15 protein-coding genes and 2 pseudogenes are annotated in these 17,698 nt (G+C 72.6%); 7 read left to right on the top strand and 10 right to left on the bottom strand.

The annotated features are described in order from the left end of the window. Positions 1-50 precede the first annotated feature (50 nt). Positions 51-620, top strand: a complete 570-nt coding sequence (locus tag ACFYXM_RS02125) for a sigma-70 family RNA polymerase sigma factor (protein WP_389286005.1) — start codon at positions 51-53, stop codon at positions 618-620. On the opposite strand, the gene ACFYXM_RS02130 is transcribed toward ACFYXM_RS02125, so the two are convergent. Continuing rightward, positions 554-751 carry a zf-HC2 domain-containing protein gene (locus ACFYXM_RS02130; protein WP_389286007.1) on the bottom strand — a complete coding sequence of 66 codons (198 nt, stop codon included), beginning with the start codon at positions 749-751 and terminating at the stop codon, positions 554-556. The two genes, ACFYXM_RS02125 and ACFYXM_RS02130, sit on opposite strands and share 67 nt — an antisense overlap. A gap of 125 nt (positions 752-876) precedes the next feature. Here ACFYXM_RS02130 and ACFYXM_RS02135 point away from each other — a divergent pair, with 125 nt between their 5' ends. Further along, positions 877-1,452 (top strand): hypothetical protein, encoded by a 576-nt coding sequence (locus ACFYXM_RS02135; RefSeq protein WP_389286009.1) that lies wholly within the window; start codon positions 877-879, stop codon positions 1,450-1,452. A 17-nt stretch (positions 1,453-1,469) separates the two neighbouring features. Here the strand turns inward: ACFYXM_RS02135 and ACFYXM_RS02140 are convergent, their stop codons facing one another. The 4 genes from ACFYXM_RS02140 to ACFYXM_RS02155 form a co-directional block, all read right to left on the bottom strand. Continuing rightward, positions 1,470-2,678, bottom strand: coding sequence for a histidine kinase (locus tag ACFYXM_RS02140; RefSeq protein ID WP_389286011.1), 1,209 nt, complete (start codon positions 2,676-2,678; stop codon positions 1,470-1,472). After that, positions 2,675-4,156: a cation acetate symporter gene (locus tag ACFYXM_RS02145; protein ID WP_389286013.1), complete on the bottom strand. Its 1,482-nt coding sequence runs from the start codon at positions 4,154-4,156 to the stop codon at positions 2,675-2,677. The genes ACFYXM_RS02140 and ACFYXM_RS02145 overlap by 4 nt, the downstream gene beginning before the upstream one ends. Further along, positions 4,153-4,515 (bottom strand): hypothetical protein, encoded by a 363-nt coding sequence (locus ACFYXM_RS02150; RefSeq protein ID WP_389286015.1) that lies wholly within the window; start codon positions 4,513-4,515, stop codon positions 4,153-4,155. Before ACFYXM_RS02150 ends, ACFYXM_RS02145 begins: the two co-directional genes overlap by 4 nt. 64 nt (positions 4,516-4,579) lie before the next feature. Next, the gene (locus tag ACFYXM_RS02155) at positions 4,580-5,332 is read right to left on the bottom strand and encodes a LytR/AlgR family response regulator transcription factor (protein WP_389286017.1); all 753 of its coding nucleotides are present in this window, start codon (positions 5,330-5,332) and stop codon (positions 4,580-4,582) included. Here ACFYXM_RS02155 and ACFYXM_RS02160 point away from each other — a divergent pair. Then, on the top strand, positions 5,293-6,165 hold the full coding sequence (locus tag ACFYXM_RS02160) for a transposase (RefSeq protein WP_389286019.1): 873 nt from the start codon (positions 5,293-5,295) through the stop codon (positions 6,163-6,165). The genes ACFYXM_RS02155 and ACFYXM_RS02160 overlap by 40 nt on opposite strands. Before the next feature lie 403 nt (positions 6,166-6,568). Here ACFYXM_RS02160 and ACFYXM_RS02165 read toward each other — a convergent pair. The 3 genes and pseudogenes from ACFYXM_RS02165 to ACFYXM_RS02175 form a co-directional block, all read right to left on the bottom strand. Further along, positions 6,569-6,682 (bottom strand): annotated as a pseudogene (locus ACFYXM_RS02165) (Fpg/Nei family DNA glycosylase); the annotation flags it as partial. 117 nt (positions 6,683-6,799) lie between these two features. Further along, positions 6,800-8,188 carry a wax ester/triacylglycerol synthase family O-acyltransferase gene (locus tag ACFYXM_RS02170; RefSeq protein ID WP_389286021.1) on the bottom strand — a complete coding sequence of 463 codons (1,389 nt, stop codon included), beginning with the start codon at positions 8,186-8,188 and terminating at the stop codon, positions 6,800-6,802. Positions 8,189-8,430: 242 nt separating this feature from the next. Continuing rightward, entirely contained in the window at positions 8,431-10,497 is a 2,067-nt protein-coding gene (locus tag ACFYXM_RS02175; RefSeq protein WP_389286023.1) for a SpoIIE family protein phosphatase, read from the bottom strand. 261 nt (positions 10,498-10,758) lie between these two features. Here ACFYXM_RS02175 and ACFYXM_RS02180 point away from each other — a divergent pair, with 261 nt between their 5' ends. The 4 genes and pseudogenes from ACFYXM_RS02180 (at position 10,759) to ACFYXM_RS02195 (ending at position 15,074) form a co-directional block, all read left to right on the top strand. Further along, complete coding sequence (locus ACFYXM_RS02180; RefSeq protein ID WP_389286025.1) at positions 10,759-12,126, top strand: FAD-dependent oxidoreductase; 1,368 nt, start codon at positions 10,759-10,761, stop codon at positions 12,124-12,126. A gap of 129 nt (positions 12,127-12,255) precedes the next feature. After that, positions 12,256-12,759 (top strand): annotated as a pseudogene (locus ACFYXM_RS02185) (iron chelate uptake ABC transporter family permease subunit); the annotation flags it as partial. 230 nt (positions 12,760-12,989) lie between these two features. Further along, entirely contained in the window at positions 12,990-13,514 is a 525-nt protein-coding gene (locus ACFYXM_RS02190; protein WP_389286027.1) for a DUF1990 family protein, read from the top strand. Positions 13,515-13,619: 105 nt separating this feature from the next. Continuing rightward, positions 13,620-15,074 carry a lipase maturation factor family protein gene (locus tag ACFYXM_RS02195; protein WP_389286029.1) on the top strand — a complete coding sequence of 485 codons (1,455 nt, stop codon included), beginning with the start codon at positions 13,620-13,622 and terminating at the stop codon, positions 15,072-15,074. Positions 15,075-15,212: 138 nt separating this feature from the next. Here the strand turns inward: ACFYXM_RS02195 and ACFYXM_RS02200 are convergent, their stop codons facing one another. Beyond that, on the bottom strand, positions 15,213-15,389 hold the full coding sequence (locus ACFYXM_RS02200; RefSeq protein ID WP_199883084.1) for a hypothetical protein: 177 nt from the start codon (positions 15,387-15,389) through the stop codon (positions 15,213-15,215). 370 nt (positions 15,390-15,759) lie between these two features. Next, positions 15,760-17,244, bottom strand: a complete 1,485-nt coding sequence (locus tag ACFYXM_RS02205; RefSeq protein ID WP_389286031.1) for an SDR family NAD(P)-dependent oxidoreductase — start codon at positions 17,242-17,244, stop codon at positions 15,760-15,762. Positions 17,245-17,698 lie beyond the last annotated feature (454 nt).

The following is a 17,698-nucleotide window of genomic DNA, read 5'->3' on the forward strand; positions in this document are numbered from 1 at the left end:
CGCCCGTCGACAACGAAACGGCAGGGCCGGCGCGGGGAAGGGCGTTCACGATGACCACCATGACGACGGACGAGCGGGCCCTCGCGGATCTCCAGCGGGAGCACGGCCCCGCCCTCTTCCGCTTCCTGCTCGGGCTGACCTTCGGCGACCGGCAGCGGGCGGAGGACCTGCTCCAGGAGACGCTGGTGCGGGCCTGGCAGCATCCGGAGGCCTTCGACGCCCCCTACGCGTCGATGCGGCCCTGGCTGTTCACCGTCGCCCGGCGCCTCGCGATCGACGCGCGGCGGTCCAGTCAGGCCCGGCCCGCCGAGGTCAGCGACGTGGTGCTGGAGGCCACCGCGGGCGAGCACGACACCGCCGAAGCCACGGTCGCGGCGCTGGACGTGCGCGAGGCGGTGCGCGCGCTCAGCCCGGAGCACCGCGCGGTCCTCGTCCAGATGTACTTCCGCGGGCTGAGCGTCGCCGAGACGGCGGAAGCCCTCGGCATCCCGGCGGGCACGGTCAAGTCGCGGTCCTACTACGCGCTGCGCCGGCTCTCCCGCAGCCTGCCGGGCTACTCCGGCAGATCGTCCTCGGTCAGCAGCGCGAGCAGCGAGGCGGCCTGGGCGATCTCCACGTAGTCGGCGGCGCAGGCGTCGCAGGTCCGCAGGTGACGGGTGACCGTGCCCGTCTCGTCGACGGTGAGCGCGTCGAGGACGTAGGCACCGAGCAGTCGCCGCACGTGCGGGCTCTCGCGGGGATCTGCGGTCATCGCGTCCTCGGATCGTGGGCGGGTCCGTTCGTGACGGATCCTGTGCTTCTGGCCACGCGGGCCGCGCCGCCCCGGTTCAATGCTCCGTGAAGCCCGTTGCCGAGAACGGAAAGAGGCGAGACGGGATGCGCCCGGAACGTCAGGACGGAACCAGTGACGGAACCGGCGACGGAACCGGCGGGGGCGGGCTGCTGGTCCCGATGGCCTGGATGTGCGCCGAGTACGTCGCGGACGAACTGCTGCGGACCGGCGATCTGATGGAGCCCGGCACGCTGGAGTACCGGGCGGGCCGCGAGGCGCTCGCGCTCACCGTCTTCCTCTCCGGCATCCGCGGCCCCGGCCACGGCGTCCGTCCTCCCGACGCCGGGACGGCCGGGGTGCTGCCCACGGCGCGGATGGACGAACTCCGGCTGCTGACGGCGTACGGCACGGCCTGGCGCGACTGGGTCCGGGAACGGCTCGACGCGCGGGAGGCGGCGTCGGGACCGGTGGGCGGCACGGCCCCGGACGTGACGCTGGCCCGCGCGGCCTGGCGGTGGCTGGAGGGGACCGAACTGCTCGCCGCCGGCCTCGACGCGATCGGCGCGCCGCTCCCGGACCCGGCCGACAGCACGGGGGAGACCGAGGAGAGGGCCCGGGTATGGATCCCGGCCTGGCAGCTGGGCCTGCCGCTGGGGCATCTGGCGATCCATCTCCACTGAGCTCCCCCGTCCGTTGATCAGGAACCGTGCACCCCCGCGCGGTATTTCGGCAGCCGTGCCGTGACCTTCATCCCGGCGCCGACGCCCGTCTCGATGACGAGCCCGTAGTCGTCGCCGTACACCTGGCGCAGCCGTTCGTCGACGTTCGGCAGACCGACGCCCGTGGACCTGCCGCCCTCGCCGCGCAGGATGCGGCGCAGGCGCTCCGGGTCCATTCCGGCGCCGTCGTCCTCGATGACGACCTCGGCCTCGGACCCGGCGTCGAGCGCGCGGATGGTGATGTGGGTCGGGGTCTCCTCGCCGCCCCGGTCGGCGGCTCCTTCGAGGCCGTGCTTGACGGCGTTCTCGACCAGGGGCTGGAGACAGAGGAACGGCAGCGCGACCGGCAGCACCTCGGGGGCGACCTGGAGGGTGACCGAGAGCCGTTCGCCGAACCGGGCCCGGACGAGCGCGAGGTACTGGTCGATGGAGTGCAGTTCGTCGGCGAGGGTGGTGAAGTCGCCGTTGCTGCGGAACGAGTAGCGGGTGAAGTCGGCGAACTCCAGGAGGAGTTCGCGGGCCTTCTCGGGATCGGTGCGGACGAACGAGGCGATGGCGGCCAGGGAGTTGAAGATGAAGTGCGGGGAGATCTGGGCCCGCAGTGCCCTGATCTCGGCCTCGATGAGACGCGTGCGGGAACGGTCCAGTTCGGCGAGTTCGAGCTGGACGCAGACCCAGCGGGCCACTTCCCCTGCGGCCCTCGCCAGGACGGCGGACTCCCGCGGGGCGTAGGCGACCAGGGTGCCGAGGACCCGGTGGTCGACGGTGAGGGGGACGGCGACGGCCCAGCGCAGGGGGCAGTCGAGGTCGTCGCACTGGCTCGGGAAGGCGGTGCCGCGTCCGCTGTCGAGCAGGCCCCGTACCCGCTCCATGACGTGCCGGCCGTGGTGCTCGCCCGCACCGTCCCAGACGAGGACGCGGTCGCGGTCGGTGAGGCAGAGCGCGTCGGTGCCGAGCAGGGAACGGAGCCTGCGGGCGGCCTTGCGGGCGCTCTCCTCCGTGAGCCCGGCGCGCAACGGGGGCGCGGCGAGGGAGGCGGTGTGCAGGGTCTCGAAGGTGGCGTGCTCGACGGGGGTTCCGACGTCGCTGGGACGGACGGTGCGGGCCGCGCGGCGGCCGAGCAGGAATCCGGCGGTGGGCAGCAGGAGGGCCAGCACGACGAGCACGGCGTATCCGGCCCCGGTCATCGGTGTCTCCCCGAGGTCAGTGACTCCGGCAGGTGGAAACGGGTCATGGCGGCGTTCGTGCCGGGTGGTATCCGGCCGGGCGTGGCCAGGGAGACCAGGACCATGGCGAGGAATCCGACCGGTACCGACCAGACGGCGGGCCAGGCGAGCAGGGCGTGCGTCCAGCCGGGCGGGCGCACCGCGCCGCTGACGGTGATGGCGACGGCCAGGAAGGCGGAGCCGCCGCCGAACAGCAGTCCGGCGATCGCGCCGGGCGGGGTGAGCCGCCGCCACCAGATTCCGAGGACGAGCAACGGGCAGAAGGAGGAGGCGGAGACGGCGAACGCCATGGCCACCGAGTCGGCCACCGGCACCCGGCTGACCAGCAGTGAGCCGGCCAGCGGCACGGACATGGCGAGCATGGTGGCCAGCCGGAAGTGCCGGACGCCCCGGGTGGGGAGCACGTCCTGGGTGATGACCCCGGCGACGGCCATGGTGAGGCCGGACGCGGTCGACAGGAACGCGGCGAAGGCGCCACCCGCGATGAGCGCTCCGAGCAGATCCCCTCCGACCCCGCCGATGAGCCGCCCGGGCAGCAGCAGCACGGCGGCGTCCGCGTCCGAGCCGCGGACGAGGTCGGGGGCGTAGAGCCTGCCCAGTGCCCCGTAGACCGGTGGCAGGAGGTAGAAGAAGCCGATGAGCGCGAGGACCGCGACGGTCGTGCGGCGGGCGTCCCGCCCGTTGGGGCTGGTGTAGAAGCGGACGACGACGTGGGGCAGGCCCATGGTGCCGAGGAACGTGGCGAGGATCAGCCCGTAGGTGGCGTACAGCGGGTGGTCGGCGCGGAAGACGGAGAGTTGGCCGTCGAAGGAGACGCGGGGCCGGCCGTCGCCCTGCCAGGCGAGGACCAGGAAGATCGCGGGGATGAGGAGCGCGGTCAGCTTGAGCCAGTACTGGAACGCCTGGACGAAGGTGATGGAGCGCATGCCGCCCGCGGCGACGGCGATGACGACGACCGCCGCCACGAGGACGTCGCCGAGCCGGCCGGGCGCCCCGGTGAGGATCTTCAGAGTGAGCCCGGCGCCCTGGAGCTGCGGCACCAGGTACAGCCAGCCCGCGGCCACGACGAGGACGCTCACCAGCCGGCGCACCCGCCGCGACTCCAGCCGCCCTTCGGCGAAGTCGGGCAGGGTGTAGGCGCCGGAGCGGCGCAGGGGCGCGGCGACGAAGACGAGCAGGACCAGATAGCCCGCGGTGTATCCGACCGGGTACCAGAGCATGTCGGGCCCGTGCACGAGCACCAGTCCGGCGATACCCAGGAAGGAGGCGGCGGAGAGGTATTCGCCGCTGATCGCGGCGGCGTTGAGGCGGGGCCGTACGGTGCGCGAGGCGACGTAGAAGTCGGAGGTGGTGCGGGAGATGCGCAGCCCGAAGCCGCCGACGAGGACGGTCGCGGCGACGACGACGGCGACGGCCGTCACCGCGTACGTGCGGCTCACTGCGCGGGGCGGCCTTCCACGAGCCGGGCGAAGTCGCGTTCGTTGCGCTCGGCCCGCCGTACGTACCACCAGGCGGCCAGGGTGAGCGGCGGGTAGGCGGCGAAGCCGAGCACGGCCCAGACGGGGGCGTCGCCGCGCAGGGCCTCGAAGACCAGGGGCAGGGTCCCGACGACGACGGCGAGGACCACGAACACGGTGAGCCCGGCCCGAAGCTGACTGCGCATCAGGGATCGTACGTACGCGCCGCCGAGTGCGGTCTGTTCGTCGATCTCCGACTGGGTGCGGTAGCGCGGCAGCGGGCGCGCCCGTCGGGGCTCCCCCGTCACCACTTCGCGCCGGGGTGTTGGCTCTGCGGACATGGGCCCGGAGTGTACGCAGCGCGGGACGGCCCTGGGAAGGGGGTGACGTCCGGGTCGCCCCTGGTCAGCGGCCGGTCCTGCGCATCAGCAGATCGCGCAGCGCACGGCTGTGACGGCGGCTCACGGCGAGTTCCGCGGTGCCGATGCGCACGCTCATGCTGCCCGCGTCGAGACGGAGTTCGTCGATCCGGCCCAGCGCGACGAGGTGGCGGCGGTGGATGCGTACGAAGCCGCGGGAGCGCCAGCGTTCCTCCAGGGTGGTGAGGGGGACGCGGACGAGGTGGCTGCCGGTTGCGGTGTGCAGCCGGGCGTAGTCGCCCTGGGCCTCGGCGTAGGCGATGTCGTCGATCGGCACGAACCGGATCACCCCGCCGAGTTCCACGGGTATCTGGTCGCCCGCGGTGTCGAGCACAGGTGCGGAGCGGTCGCCCACCTGCTCGGCGACGCGGCGGACCGCCTCGGCGAGGCGTTCGCGCCGGACGGGTTTGAGGACGTAGTCGACGGCCTTGAGGTCGAACGCCTGGACGGCGAAGCCCTCGTGGGCGGTGACGAAGACGATGAGCGGGGGCGCGGCGAACCCGGCCAGCAGCTGGGCGACGTCGAGACCGGTGAGTCCGGCCATGTGGATGTCGAGGAAGACGACGTCGACGGCGGCGGGGTCGTCGGGGCCGGCGTCGACGGCGGCGCCGATGCGGCGCAGCGCCTCGGTGGCGCCCGACGCCCCCTCGGCGCTGCGGACGCGGGGATCGGCGCGCAGGAGGTAGAGGAGTTCCTCCAGTGCGGGTTCTTCGTCGTCGACGGCGAGTACGCGCAGCATGGGCGGAGTGTAGAACGTGTCCGGGGTCACGGGCCGGGCCTCTGCCGCCGACGGCCCGGCCGGCGGGGCGTCGGCCGCCGGGGCGAGCGGGCTGCTTGAGGAGCCGGGAGAGTCGGCGGTCGGCCAGTGGCCGGCCGCCGGTCCGGCAGGCCGCCGAGGCGGTTCGCTGCCGCATCGACTTCAAATACGCCATGGCCATGGAGTTGGACGACCCCGGGTTCCACCACAGCGTGCTGGCCGACTTCCGCGATCGCCTCGCCGAAGACGACCGCGCCGACCGTCTTCTCGACCTCGCGCTGGCCCGCCTCAAGGAGGCCGGACTGGTGCGCGAGCGCACCACGCAGCGCACCGACTCCACCCACGTCCTGGCCGCCGTGCGCGGCCTGACCCGCCTGGAGTTGATCACCGAGGCGGTCCGTGCCGCACTCGAAGAAGTCGCCGGGACCTCCCCTCACCTGCTCGACGAGCTGGTCGACGAGGACTGGGGGCTCCGCTACGGCCGACCGGTCCGCCTGGGCAAGAACCCCACCAAACCCAAGACCAGAATCCTCGCCACCGGAAACGACGCCGTCCGGCTCCTGGAACACCTCTACCGGCACGGAACAGACCACGCGGCTGGCCCGCGCGTCCAGGCCCTGCGCCAGATCGTGGTGCAGAACTACCACCGTGACGCCGCAGGACACCTGCGCTGGCGCACCGCCGAGAAGGAAGACGGGCCCGGACTGCCACCGGACGAGGAAACCCCCGCACCCCGCCGACCGACCGCCTTCCAGGACTACCTCGACCAGCGCGAGATTCCCCGGCTGAAGTCTTGGCGAACCTTGGGCAGCTGACCTCGGCGACTCCAAGATCCCCGACAGAGTCAAGCCAAGGGCTGTCCCGTAATCCCTGGCGGGCGCGCGACGACAGCTGCGGCGCCTCGCCGCGTTGTTGGAACGTCCGCATACGTCCAGTATGCGGACGCCCCTCCGCCTTGCGATGCACCACATCCGACGCCGCGCGCTGGTCCACCACGGACTACGGGACAGCCCTTACGACCTGGGGAACGATAGGGAGTGGATCAGCGAGCGGCGTCGTGCGGCTTCGAATCCAGGGCGGCGGAGGGAGGAGGATGGGGTCTCCCCTGCTCGAAAGCAGCTGAGAGCTTGGGGAAGGAGCGTCGGTGACCGACGACGACGCGGGAGGCGGAGTCGCAGGGCGTCGGGAGCCCGCTCTCTATTGCTCCCCAGGTCGTTAGGCGTTGCCGATGCCGGCGATCAGGGACTGCTCGCACAGGACCCCCTTGATCCGGCGGTTCTCCCGGGCGAGCAGCGCGGCGAACGTGTCGCGGTCGAAGGCGTCGTCGAGAGGGTTTCCGGCAGTTCGGGCATGGTTCCAGGGTGCCGGAAGCATGGCCCGTACTCCCGTCAGGGGCCATGCTCCTGCCGGAGGCCGTACGCCCGTCCGGGCCACGGCCCGGGCAACCGGTCAGGGCACCGGCAGCAGGGCGAGCAGTTCCGCCACCTCTTCGTCGGCGCAGTGCGCGAGCCGGTCCAGATCGGGCAGCGCCTTGCCGTCTGCCACCAGCCCGACGTGCACCCGGCCCCCGTACGTGGAGAGTGCGACGGCGAGGGCCTGGCCGCGGGCCAGCGGCGCCATCGGGTAGACGGCGCGCAGCGGGAAGCCGCCGAGCGAGAGCGTCGAGCGCGGCAGCGGCACGCTGGTGACCAGCAGGTCGAAGAGCATCCGGGCCGCGCTGCCCGCGATCGGTGCGCCGAAGCGGTGGGCCAGCGAAGGCAGTTGGTCGGCGAGCACGGCGACGGCACCGGCCCCGCGCAGCGGTCCGGCGGCCTTGTTGCGGTCCATGGCCGTGCGCACGCGGTGCAGCCGCAGCCGGGGGTCGGGTTCGCCGACGGGGAGGGCGAGCAGGTAGGCGGAGAGCCTGTTCCCGGTCGCGGCGGGCTGGCCGGGTCTGCGCCGGGAGACGGGCACCAGGGCTCGGGGGTCGTCGACGGGCGGTGTCTCGCCCCGTTCCCGCATCCAGCGGCGCAGTGCCCCGGCGACCACCGCGAGCAGGACATCGTTGACCGTGCCCCCGGCGGCCCGGCGGATCCGCCGGACGGCGGCGAGGTCCAGGTCCGCGGTGGCCAGCCGCCGGGTCCCGCTGGATCGCGCCGTGAGCGCGGGCGCGCCCCGAAGGTCCAGCCGGCTGGCCCGCACCACGGAGGCACCGACGCCGAACGCCCGGCCGAGATCCTCGATCCGGCCCAGGGCCAGGCCGGCCACCTGGCGCGGGCCCGGCATCCAGGAGCGGGGCGGCACCGCGCACGCCCGGACGGACGGCGGGCCGCCCGGGGCGCGTCCGGCGAGGGGGGCGATCTCGTCGAAGATCCCGGCGCCGATGGCAACCGCGCGCATTCCGTCGGCGAGCGCGTGATGGAGCTTGACGAGCACGGCGAACGGGCCGCCGTCCGCCCCGCCGATCACATACATCCGCCATGGCGGACGGCCCCGCTCCAGCGGCCGTTCCATCAGCTCACCGGCGAGCCGGGTGGCGCCCGCCATGAACCCGGCGTCCCCGTCCCGCGCCTCCTGCCCGGTCAGCCGCACCCGCTCGATGTGTCGGCGTACGTCGAAGTCCTTGTCGACGAACCAGGCCGCGCCGCCGACCGGCAGCAGTACGTCCCTGACCCGCATCCGCAGCCGGGGGATCGCGGCGGCACGGGTCTGCAGCAGCTCCAGGACGGCCTCGGCGCCGCCGCGCGCCGTGCCGGGCGCCGCCGAGAAGACGGCGAGCGCGCCCAGGTGCATGGGGTGGGCGTCGGACTCCAGGTGCCAGAAAGCCAGATCGAGAGGTGCCAGCAGCTCAGTACCCACCGCGTCCCCAGGTCGTCGAAGTCGAAGGAAAGGAGGTGAAAGGAGTGAAGGAGATGAAAGGAGTGGCAAAGGCGAAGAAGATGAAGAAGGGCGAGGAACGGAGAACGCCGCCCGACGGGCGGAACGGAGCGGCGCGAGCCATCGGACGGAGACCGGCGAAACCGGTCGGCCGCCTCCGATCACTCACGATCACTCAATAGCCCATCGCGTTCAGTTACTGTCGGGTAGCGCCTGAACGGCGGTCAGTCACGCCCCGGAATGACGAATTCGCACCACACACACTTTCCGGTGCCGCGCGACTCCACACCCCAGAGGTCGGTGAGCCGGTCCACGAGCATCAGCCCCCGGCCGGAGACCCCGGTCTCCCCCGCGTCGCGGCGGCGGGGCAGCGCGCTGGACCGGTCCTCGACGTCGATCCGCAGGCGCCGCTCGGGGCCGGTGAGCACCCGGATCGTCACGATGGCCCCGCCGTCCGTGTGCATCAGGGCGTTGGTCATCAGCTCGTCGGCGGCCAGCTCGACCTCGTCGGCCCGCACCCGGGCCCCCCAGGCCCGTACGGCAGCACGGATCATGTGCCGCGCGGCGCTCAGCGCCTCCGGATCGCCCTGGGCGACGTGCTGCTGGAGCCGGCCGCCCGGCTGGGGCGCGTGGGCGGCCTTGCGGCCCAGCAGCAGTACCGCCACGTCGTCCTCGCCGCCGCGGTCGTCGATCTCCTCGCAGAGCCGGTCGGCCAGCTTCTGCAGGTCGCGCGGACCGTCGCGCACCATGGACGTCAGCAGTTGCATGCCCTCGTCGAGGTCGGCGCCGGGCAGCTCCACCAGACCGTCGGTGAAGAGCACCAGTGTCTGCCCCGGGTCCAGCTCCACCGTGCCGACCGGGTATTCGAGCCGCCCGAACTCCGCGGAGAGCCCCAGCGGCAGCCCGCCCTCCGCGGGCAGTCTGCGGCAGTCGCCGTCGGTGTCACGGACGAGTGGATCGACGTGCCCGGCCCGGACCAGCTGCACCACCCCGGTGGTCAGGTCCACCTCGGCGTAGGTGCACGTCGCGAAGCGGTCCGTGTCGAGTTCGTGGAGGAATACCGAGGCACGGGCCATGACCGTGGCCGGGCTGTGTCCTTCGGCGGCGTACGCCCGCAGCACGATGCGCAGCTGTCCCATGACGGCCGCGGCATGCGTGTCGTGTCCCTGGACGTCCCCGATGACCGCGCCGACCCGGCCGCCGGGCAGCGGGATGACGTCGTACCAGTCACCCCCGATGTCCCGGCCCAGCCGGGCCGATCGGTAGCGCACGGCGACCTGCGCCCCGGGCACCTCCGGGATCCGGCGCGGCAGCATCGCCTGCTGGAGCCCCTCGGCCAGATCGTGCTCCTGCTCGTAGAGCATGGCCCGCTGGAGGCTCTGGGCGATGGAGCTGCCGAGCGCGACCAGCAGATTGCGCTCGTCGCCGGTGAAGCCGTCCTTCCCGCTGTAGAGCAGCCCGAGGGCGCCGATGGGACGGGCCTGCGCGACCAGCGGCAGATAGGCGGCGGACGTGATGCCGAGGTGGCTGATGTGGGGCCAGAGGATCGGGTACGACTCGGCGAAGTCCACCGCGGACTCGATGAAGCGGGGCGCGAGCGTGCTCACCACCTCGCTCATCGGGTACGGCTCGTCCGTGCGGGTGTACCGGGTACCGGGGACGAACGAGCCCTCCGGGCCGTCCGCGACCAGGTGGATGCGCCCGGCCTCGATCAGCCCCACGACCAGGCTGGTCGCGCCGAGGTGCGCCAGGCCCTGCGATTTCTTCAGGACCTCGATCACGTCACGGACCGTGCGCGCGTGGGCGAGCGCGGCCGTGGCCCCGTCCACCAGGCTGGTGCGCCGTCGGCGCTCCTGGTCGATTTCGCGGCGGGCGGTGGAGTCGGCCAGTTCCTGGGTCGCGTCACGGACGATGCCGATGATGCGCCGGGGGCGGCCCGACTCGTCGCGCCGGATGAAGCCCTGGGTGTGGGTCCAGCGCAGGGTCCCGTCACGCCGCTGCAGCCGGAAGTACGCGCCGTAATTGCTCCGCCCGCTCTTGAGCGCCTGCGCGACCATGGCGTCCAGGCGCACGCTCTCGTCCGGCGGCACCCGGGCCGCGAGCGACTCCGGCCGGTCGTCGTATTCCTCGGCCCGCAGATCGAACACGTCGAGTGCGGGCCGGTCCATGTGCATGAGGCCACTGTCGAGGTCCCAGTCGAAGCTGCCCATTCGGTTCAGGGCGAGACTGAGATCCGGGTGGGCGGGCCAGTCGTCCGGGAGTGACAAGGCACCCGCTACCCGATCATCCATGACCGTCACTCTGCCATCATTTGTCCGATTGTTCGAGCGAACGCCGGTGCCGCCGGGCGAATCCGGAGCGCGCCGCCCGGACCCCGGCGCACCCCCTCCCCCGGGCCACGGAACACCCCCGTGTCGGCCCGCGCGCAGCACGGCCCGGCGCGAGGCCGCAGGTCACAAGCGGTTACCGTGTTCTGTGGAGCACGGTAGGTCCAGCCTTACCTGCGCCTGCACCGCACTGCCCGCGTCACCCGTTCTAAGGACCCGCACTCCATGACCCGCCCCGTCCGCGTCGCCATAGTCGGAGCCGGCCCCGCCGGAATCTACGCGGCGGACGCGCTGCTGAAGTCCGACGCCGCACAGGACCCGGGGGTGTCGATCGACCTGTTCGAGCGGATGCCCGCCCCCTTCGGCCTGATCCGCTACGGGGTGGCCCCCGACCATCCGCGGATCAAGGGCATCGTGCAGGCACTGCACCAGGTGCTCGACAAGCCGCAGCTGCGTCTGTTCGGCAACGTCGACTACCCCTCCGACATCGGCCTGGACGACCTGCGGGCGTTCTACGACGCGGTGATCTTCTCCACCGGCGCCGACCGGGACCGCGCGCTCGACATCCCGGGCAGCACCCTGGAGGGCTCCCACGGCGCGGCCGACTTCGTCTCCTGGTACGACGGACACCCCGACGTGCCGCGCACCTGGCCCCTGGAGGCGGAGAAGGTCGCCGTGCTCGGGGTCGGCAACGTGGCCCTGGACGTGGCACGCGTCCTCGCCAAGACGGCGGACGAACTGCTGCCGACCGAGATACCCGCGAACGTCCATGACGGGCTCCGGGCCAACAAGGCGCTGGAAGTGCACGTCTTCGGCCGACGCGGCCCCGCACAGGCCAAGTTCAGCCCGATGGAGCTGCGGGAGCTGGACCACTCGCCGAACATCGAGGTCGTCGTCGCCCCCGAGGACATCGAGTACGACCAGGGGTCGATCGAGACCCGGCGCGCCAACAAGCAGGCCAACATGGTCGCCTCCACGCTGGAGAACTGGGCCATCCGCGACGTGGGCGACCGCCCGCACAAGATCTTCCTGCACTTCTTCGAGTCCCCGGCGGAGATCCTCGGCGAGGACGGCCGCGTCGTCGGCCTGCGCACCGAGCGGACCGAGCTGGACGGCACGGGGAACGTCAGGGGCACCGGCCGCTTCACCGACTGGGACGTGCAGAGCGTCTACCGCGCGGTCGGCTACTACTCGCGCGAGCTCCCCAAGCTCCCGTTCGACGTGACCTCCGGCACCGTCCCGCACGTCGCGGGCCGCGTCGTCGAGGGCGAGGAGCCGATGGCCTCGGTGTACGTCACGGGATGGATCAAGCGCGGCCCGGTCGGCCTGATCGGCCACACCAAGGGCGACGCCAACGAGACGGTCGCCTGCCTGCTGGAGGACCACGCGTCCGGCCGGCTGCCGGCCCCGGCGAGCCCCGACCCGGCGGCCGTCACCGCCTTCCTGGAGGAGCGCGGCGTCCGCTGGACCACCCGTGAGGGCTGGCACCGCCTGGACGCGCACGAGCAGGCGCTGGGCGCGGCGCAGGGGCGCGAGCGGATCAAGGTGGTGGAGCGGGAGGCCATGCTGGACGCCTCCGACCCCCGCCCCTGACCGTACGGGCGGCTCCGTCCGTCCCGGCGGAGCCGCCCGGCTCATGGCGCGCTCAACGGCCCTGGAACGCCTTGGCGTTGTCGCCGAAGGTCCAGTTCCTGGAGCCGTCCCCGTTGAGCGACCAGGTCGAAGAACGCCTTCGTCCTGGAACGGCTCCGCGGACCGCGGCTGACGGTCGCCGCGGGAACGGGCGCGGCACTCGGTCCGTCCGGGGCGCCGTTCCAGTCCGTCACCCGCAATCCGCTCGGCAGCCCCGACGTGATCGGCCTGGCCGCGGGCGCCGGGGCGGGTGCCGCGATCGCCGCCCTGCTCTTCCCGGACTCCGTCCCGGCAGGGCTCGGCGCGCCGCTCGGCGCCGTAGTCGCCGTCGTGCTCCCGGCGGGGGCCGTCGCCGGGCCGGTCGCCCCCATCTTGCTGACGGCTCCTCAGATCGCCAAGCGGCTCACCCGGGTCTCCGGCCCGCATCTGCTGCTGTCGGCACTGACCGGTGCGCTGCTGCCGGTCCTCGCGGATCTCTGCGCCCAGCAGCTGCCGCTGTGCGACAACCTGCCGGTCGGCATCTGCACGATGGCCATCGGGGGCCTGTACCTGGGCCGACTGCTGGTACGGGAGTGGCGCCGCGGCGTTCCGTGAGACGTGGGACCGAGAGAGCGGGGCGGGGCGCGCGTTCCTGGTGGCGGCACCGGCCGCCCCCGGTGACGCCGCCCCGCCCCGGTCCATGCCGCCGCCCGGCCCGGACCCACGCCTCGGCCCGGCTCGATCCCCCTTGAACACGTTCAAGGGGGATCGTAGAGTCACGCCGAGCAGGCTTGAACGCGTTCAAATCTGCTGGTCCGGTCCGTACCCCACGAAGGCAGGCCCGCATGAGCACGCTCACCTACCCCGAGGTCGGCGCCACCCGCCTCGGTCCGCTCCCCCACGGGTACCACCACCTCCACCACCAGGCCCGCGTCGGTCGCGGCAGGGCCGATTTCGAGGCGGCGGGCGCGGCGGTCACCGGCTGGGGCATGCACCGCCGCAGCGGGGCCCGGATCAGCGCCTCGGCCGCCCGCGCCGAGCCGGGGGTCGGTGTCCGGGTGTCCCTGGGCGTCGGCCCGTTCCGGTTCACCGCGCCCTGCCGGGTCGTCTGGACGGCGTACGAGCGCGAGCGCGTCGGTTTCGGCTACGGAACGGAGGCCGGGCACCCGGAGTGCGGCGAGGAGTGCTTTGTGGTGGACCTGGCGGACGACGGGTCGGTGTGGTTCACCGTCCTGGCGTTCAGCCGCCCGGCCGCGTGGTACAGCCGCCTCGCCGGGCCACTGGTGCCGGTCGTCCAGCGGTGGTACGCCCGTCGGCTCGGCATCGCGCTGGGCCGCCTCGTCGCCGAGGACCGGGGCGCGCGGGGCTGAGGGGTCGGGACGGGTCCGCCCAGGAGGACGGGACGGGCAGCCCGAGAGGACGGGGCGCGCCGGGCCGAAGGGCCGGGGCGCCCCGCCGGGCCGATACTGGAGGTGATGCAGTGGTTCACCGCGGACGGGTACTGGCTCAGCCGGCTGATCTTCCAGCGGGCCCTGGCCGGGGTCTACCTGTTCGCCTTCCTCGCCGCCGCGCTCCAGTTCCGGGCGCTGATCGGTGAACGCGGCATGCTCCCCGTGCCGGACTTCCTCCGGCGCACGGAGTGGCGCGACGCACCCGGTCTGTTCCGGCTCCACTATTCCGACCGCTTCTTCGCATGCGTCGCCTGGACGGGCTGCGCCCTCGCCGTCGCCCTGCTCGCGGGCGCGGACTCGCACGTCCCGCTCTGGGCCGCGATGGCGCTCTGGGCGCTGCCGTGGGCGCTGTACCTGTCGATCGTCCAGGTCGGCCAGACCTGGTACGGCTTCGGCTGGGAGTCGCTGCTGCTGGAGACCGGCTTCCTCGCCGTGTTCCTCGGCAACGCGCACACGGCTCCGCCCGTACTGGTGCTGTGGCTGCTGCGCTGGGTGCTGTTCCGGGTGGAGTTCGGCGCCGGGCTCATCAAGATCCGGGGCGACGAGTGCTGGCGCAGGCTGACCTGCCTGTACTACCACCATGAGACGCAGCCGATGCCGGGACCGCTGAGCTGGTTCTTCCACCGGCTGCCGAAGCCGGTGCACCGGACCGAGGTGGCGGCGAACCACGTGACCCAACTCCTCGTGCCGGTATTCCTCTTCACTCCGCAGCCGGTGGCGAGCGCCGCCGCGGGGCTGATGATCGTCACCCAGCTGTGGCTGGTGGTCTCGGGGAACTTCGCCTGGCTGAACTGGCTGACGATCACGCTGGCCCTGTCCGCCGTCGACTGGTCCCTGTTCCCCGAGCCGCCGGCGCAGTCCGCGGCGCAGCTCTGGTACGAGATCGTCGTCATCGCCGTCACCGCGCTGGTGCTGTTCCTCAGCTACCGTCCGGCGCGCAATCTGGTCTCCCGGCGCCAGGTGATGAACCGCTCGTTCGACCCGCTGCATCTGGTCAACACCTACGGCGCCTTCGGCAGCATCAGCCGGGTACGGCTGGAGGTCGTGGTCGAGGGCACGGACGAGGAGACGCTCCACGAGGGCACGGTCTGGCGGGAGTACGGGTTCCGCGGCAAGCCGGGCGACCCGCGCCGGCTGCCCCGGCAGTTCGCTCCCTACCATCTGCGGCTCGACTGGCTGATGTGGTTCGCGGCGCTCTCCCCCGCCTACGCGGGCCCCTGGTTCGGCCCGTTCGTGGAGCGGCTGCTGGAGAACGACCGGGACACCCTGCGGCTCCTGCGCCACAACCCGTTCCCGGACGCCCCGCCCACCCATGTCCGCGCCCGGCTGTACCGCTACCGGTACACGACCTGGCGCGAGCTGCGGGCCACCGGGCGGTGGTGGCACCGGACCTTCGTACGGGACTTCATGCCGCCCGTCGCGCTCGCGCCCTCCCTGCGCGGCCGGACCGGGGGGTTCCGGCCGGACGGGCGGCTCTGACGGGGCCATGGGCGCCGCAGGCCCGGCCCTTCGGGCGGACGACGCTGCATTCGAAACACGCCCTCGGGCGGCACGCGCCGGGGCTCCGGGACCGCCCCCGCGTTCGGAAGGCGGCCCCGGAGCCCCGGCGAGGAGCGGTCAGTCGATGCCGGGTAGGATGTGCGGCTCGGCGAGGTCGTCCTCGTAGCCGGCCAGCCTGATCGGTGCGGACCTGGCCCAGACCTCGATGTTCCGGAGCTTCTCGGGCCGCCGCGCCCGCTCTCCGTACCGTTCGGCCGGTGGCTTCTCTTGCTTCGTCAGCTCTGGTGTCGTCACCGCGCACTCCTTCGTGTCGCGTAACCCGGGGCGCCGCCGGCTTCCCGGCCTCTTTCCGGGAGTCGACCACCCGTGAGGGGCAGGGAAATGAACGTTCGGTCGCGGTGGCGCCGTATGCGGGGCGGGACGGCGGCTCGGTTGACGAGCCTGTCCCTGGACGGGCGGGGAGGATTTTGTGAACTCCCCGATGACGTCCGTTCGCATCAGAGTAACCAAATGAGCATGATCCCGCTCGATGGGACGTGTGCCATAGGTCACTTTTGGCCACTCCATACGGCAAAAACCCGGCCAGGAGGATTCTCCCGGCCGGGTCCATGGCCCCGCGCGCCCGCCGTTCACCGGACGACGGGCGTGATCGCTCCCCCGGCGGCTACCAGTTGGCGGGCACGTAGTCCTTGAGGAAACAGCCGTACAGGTCCTCGCCCGCCTCGCCGCGCACGATCGGGTCGTAGACGCGGGCGGCGCCGTCGACCAGGTCGAGCGGGGCGTGGAAGCCCTCCTCCGCGAGGCGGATCTTGTCGGGGTGGGGACGCTCGTCGGTGATCCAGCCGGTGTCGACGGCGGTCATCAGGATGCCGTCCCTCTGGAACATCTCCTGGGCGCTGGTGCGGGTGAGCATGTTCAGCGCGGCCTTGGCCATGTTGGTGTGCGGGTGGCCCGCTCCCTTGTAGCCGCGGCTGAAGACGCCCTCCATGGCGGAGACGTTGACCACGTAGGCGCGCTTGGCCGCGGTCGCCGCCATGGCCGGGCGGAGCCGGCTGATGAGGATGAACGGCGCGGTGGAGTTGCAGAGCTGGACCTCCAGCAGCTCGATCGGTTCGACCTCGTCGACCGTCTGGATCCAGCTGTTGGTGTCGTGCAGGTCGGGCACCAGACCGCCCGCGTCGATCGCCCGGCCCGCGGCGATCCGCTCCAGCGAGGCGGATCCGCTGACCAGGGCGAGTTCGGTGACGTCCTGCGCGGTCAGACCCTCCTGCCGGGCGGCCGGGAGGGCCGCCACGCGGTCGACGGAGCCGCTGCCGAAGGCGCCGATGACCTCGGCGGCGGGCAGCTCGCCCGAGGGGAGCGGGGCCGACTCCGCGCCGACCAGTTCGCTGTACGCGTTGGCCGAACGGCGTACGGTCTGCGCCGCGTTGTTGATCAGGATGTCCAGCGGGCCCTCGGCGGCGACGGAGTCGGCGAGCGCGACGACCTGGGCGGGGTCGCGCAGATCTATGCCCACGATCTTCAGCCGGTGGATCCACTCGTCGCTGTCCGGCATCGCCTTGAAGCGGCGGATGGCGTCGTTGGGGAAACGGGTGGTGATGGTGGTGTGCGCGCCGTCGCGCAGCAGCCGGAGCGCGATGTACATACCGATCTTCGCGCGGCCGCCGGTGAGGAGCGCGCGACGCCCGGTCAGGTCGGTGCGCGCGTCGCGGCGCGCCCGGTTCTCCCTGGCGCACGGCTGGCACAGCTGGTGGTAGAAGGCGTCGACCTCCACGTACCGGGTCTTGCAGATGTAGCAGGACCGGGGACGCTGAAGGATGCCGGCGATCTCGGACGCGGTGGAGGACGACGGCAGGACGCCGTTGGTCTCGTCGTCGATCCGGTCGGCCGAACCGGTCGCGGTCGCCTCGGTGACGGCCTTGTCGTGGGCGGTCTTCGCGGCGCGGCGCTCCTGACGGCGGCGCTGCTTGACGGTCCGGTAGATCCCGGCCGTGGCGCGGCGTACGGCGATGGCGTCGGGGTGGTCGATCTCGATGCCGTCGAGTTCTTCCAGCACGCTCAGGCAGACGGCCAGCCGCTCCGGATCGATGCCGGGACCGAACTCCTCCGTACCGGAAACGAGCTGCGGACCGTCCTCTGTCACCGTCACTGCCATTCCTCTGTCAATCGTCGCTCGTGGCGGAGACCGCCGCACCTGCTCCTGCCGGGCGGAACGCCCCGGTCAAGTCTGCCATGCACCGGATGCTGCTCCGTTCGTGTGACCCGCGCGCGAGGGCCGGGGCGCGGCGGCCGACCGCGGTGTCCCCCGCGGCCCGCCCATCCGGCGTCCCGCTCCCCCGGCCCCGGTACCGTCCCTGTCCCGTCCCTGTTCCGTCCCGGTCCCGCTCCACCTCCCTCCGAGGCCCCGTCCCGTCCGGGTGTGCGCCCGTTCCATCGCCGTGCCCTCCCTGTTCCGCCCCCGTGATTCCGGCATGGACGGGTCACATATGCTTCCCTCCGGTGCGGCCGGGCCACGCTCGGTGACCGCGGCCGCAACAGCCGTGCGCCCGTCACGCCGTCGAGGAGTTCCACGTCGTCGGGGGAGGACGCCGGGCCCGTGAACG

Source organism: Streptomyces sp. NPDC002476 (assembly GCF_042889785.1).
Lineage (GTDB): Bacteria > Actinomycetota > Actinomycetes > Streptomycetales > Streptomycetaceae > Streptomyces.

Bases quoted from the DNA above. Each gene is read 5' to 3' on its own strand.
- ACFYXM_RS02140 (WP_389286011.1), bottom strand. From the start codon at position 2,678: ATGACCGGGGCCGGATACGCCGTGCTCGTCGTGCTGGCCCTCCTGCTG.
- ACFYXM_RS02195 (WP_389286029.1), top strand. From the start codon at position 13,620: ATGCAGTGGTTCACCGCGGACGGGTACTGGCTCAGCCGGCTGATCTTC.
- ACFYXM_RS02180 (WP_389286025.1), top strand. From the start codon at position 10,759: ATGACCCGCCCCGTCCGCGTCGCCATAGTCGGAGCCGGCCCCGCCGGA.
- ACFYXM_RS02125 (WP_389286005.1), top strand. From the start codon at position 51: ATGACCACCATGACGACGGACGAGCGGGCCCTCGCGGATCTCCAGCGG.
- ACFYXM_RS02130 (WP_389286007.1), bottom strand. From the start codon at position 751: ATGACCGCAGATCCCCGCGAGAGCCCGCACGTGCGGCGACTGCTCGGT.
- ACFYXM_RS02190 (WP_389286027.1), top strand. From the start codon at position 12,990: ATGAGCACGCTCACCTACCCCGAGGTCGGCGCCACCCGCCTCGGTCCG.
- ACFYXM_RS02175 (WP_389286023.1), bottom strand. From the start codon at position 10,497: ATGGATGATCGGGTAGCGGGTGCCTTGTCACTCCCGGACGACTGGCCC.
- ACFYXM_RS02150 (WP_389286015.1), bottom strand. From the start codon at position 4,515: ATGTCCGCAGAGCCAACACCCCGGCGCGAAGTGGTGACGGGGGAGCCC.
- ACFYXM_RS02135 (WP_389286009.1), top strand. From the start codon at position 877: ATGCGCCCGGAACGTCAGGACGGAACCAGTGACGGAACCGGCGACGGA.
- ACFYXM_RS02155 (WP_389286017.1), bottom strand. From the start codon at position 5,332: ATGCTGCGCGTACTCGCCGTCGACGACGAAGAACCCGCACTGGAGGAA.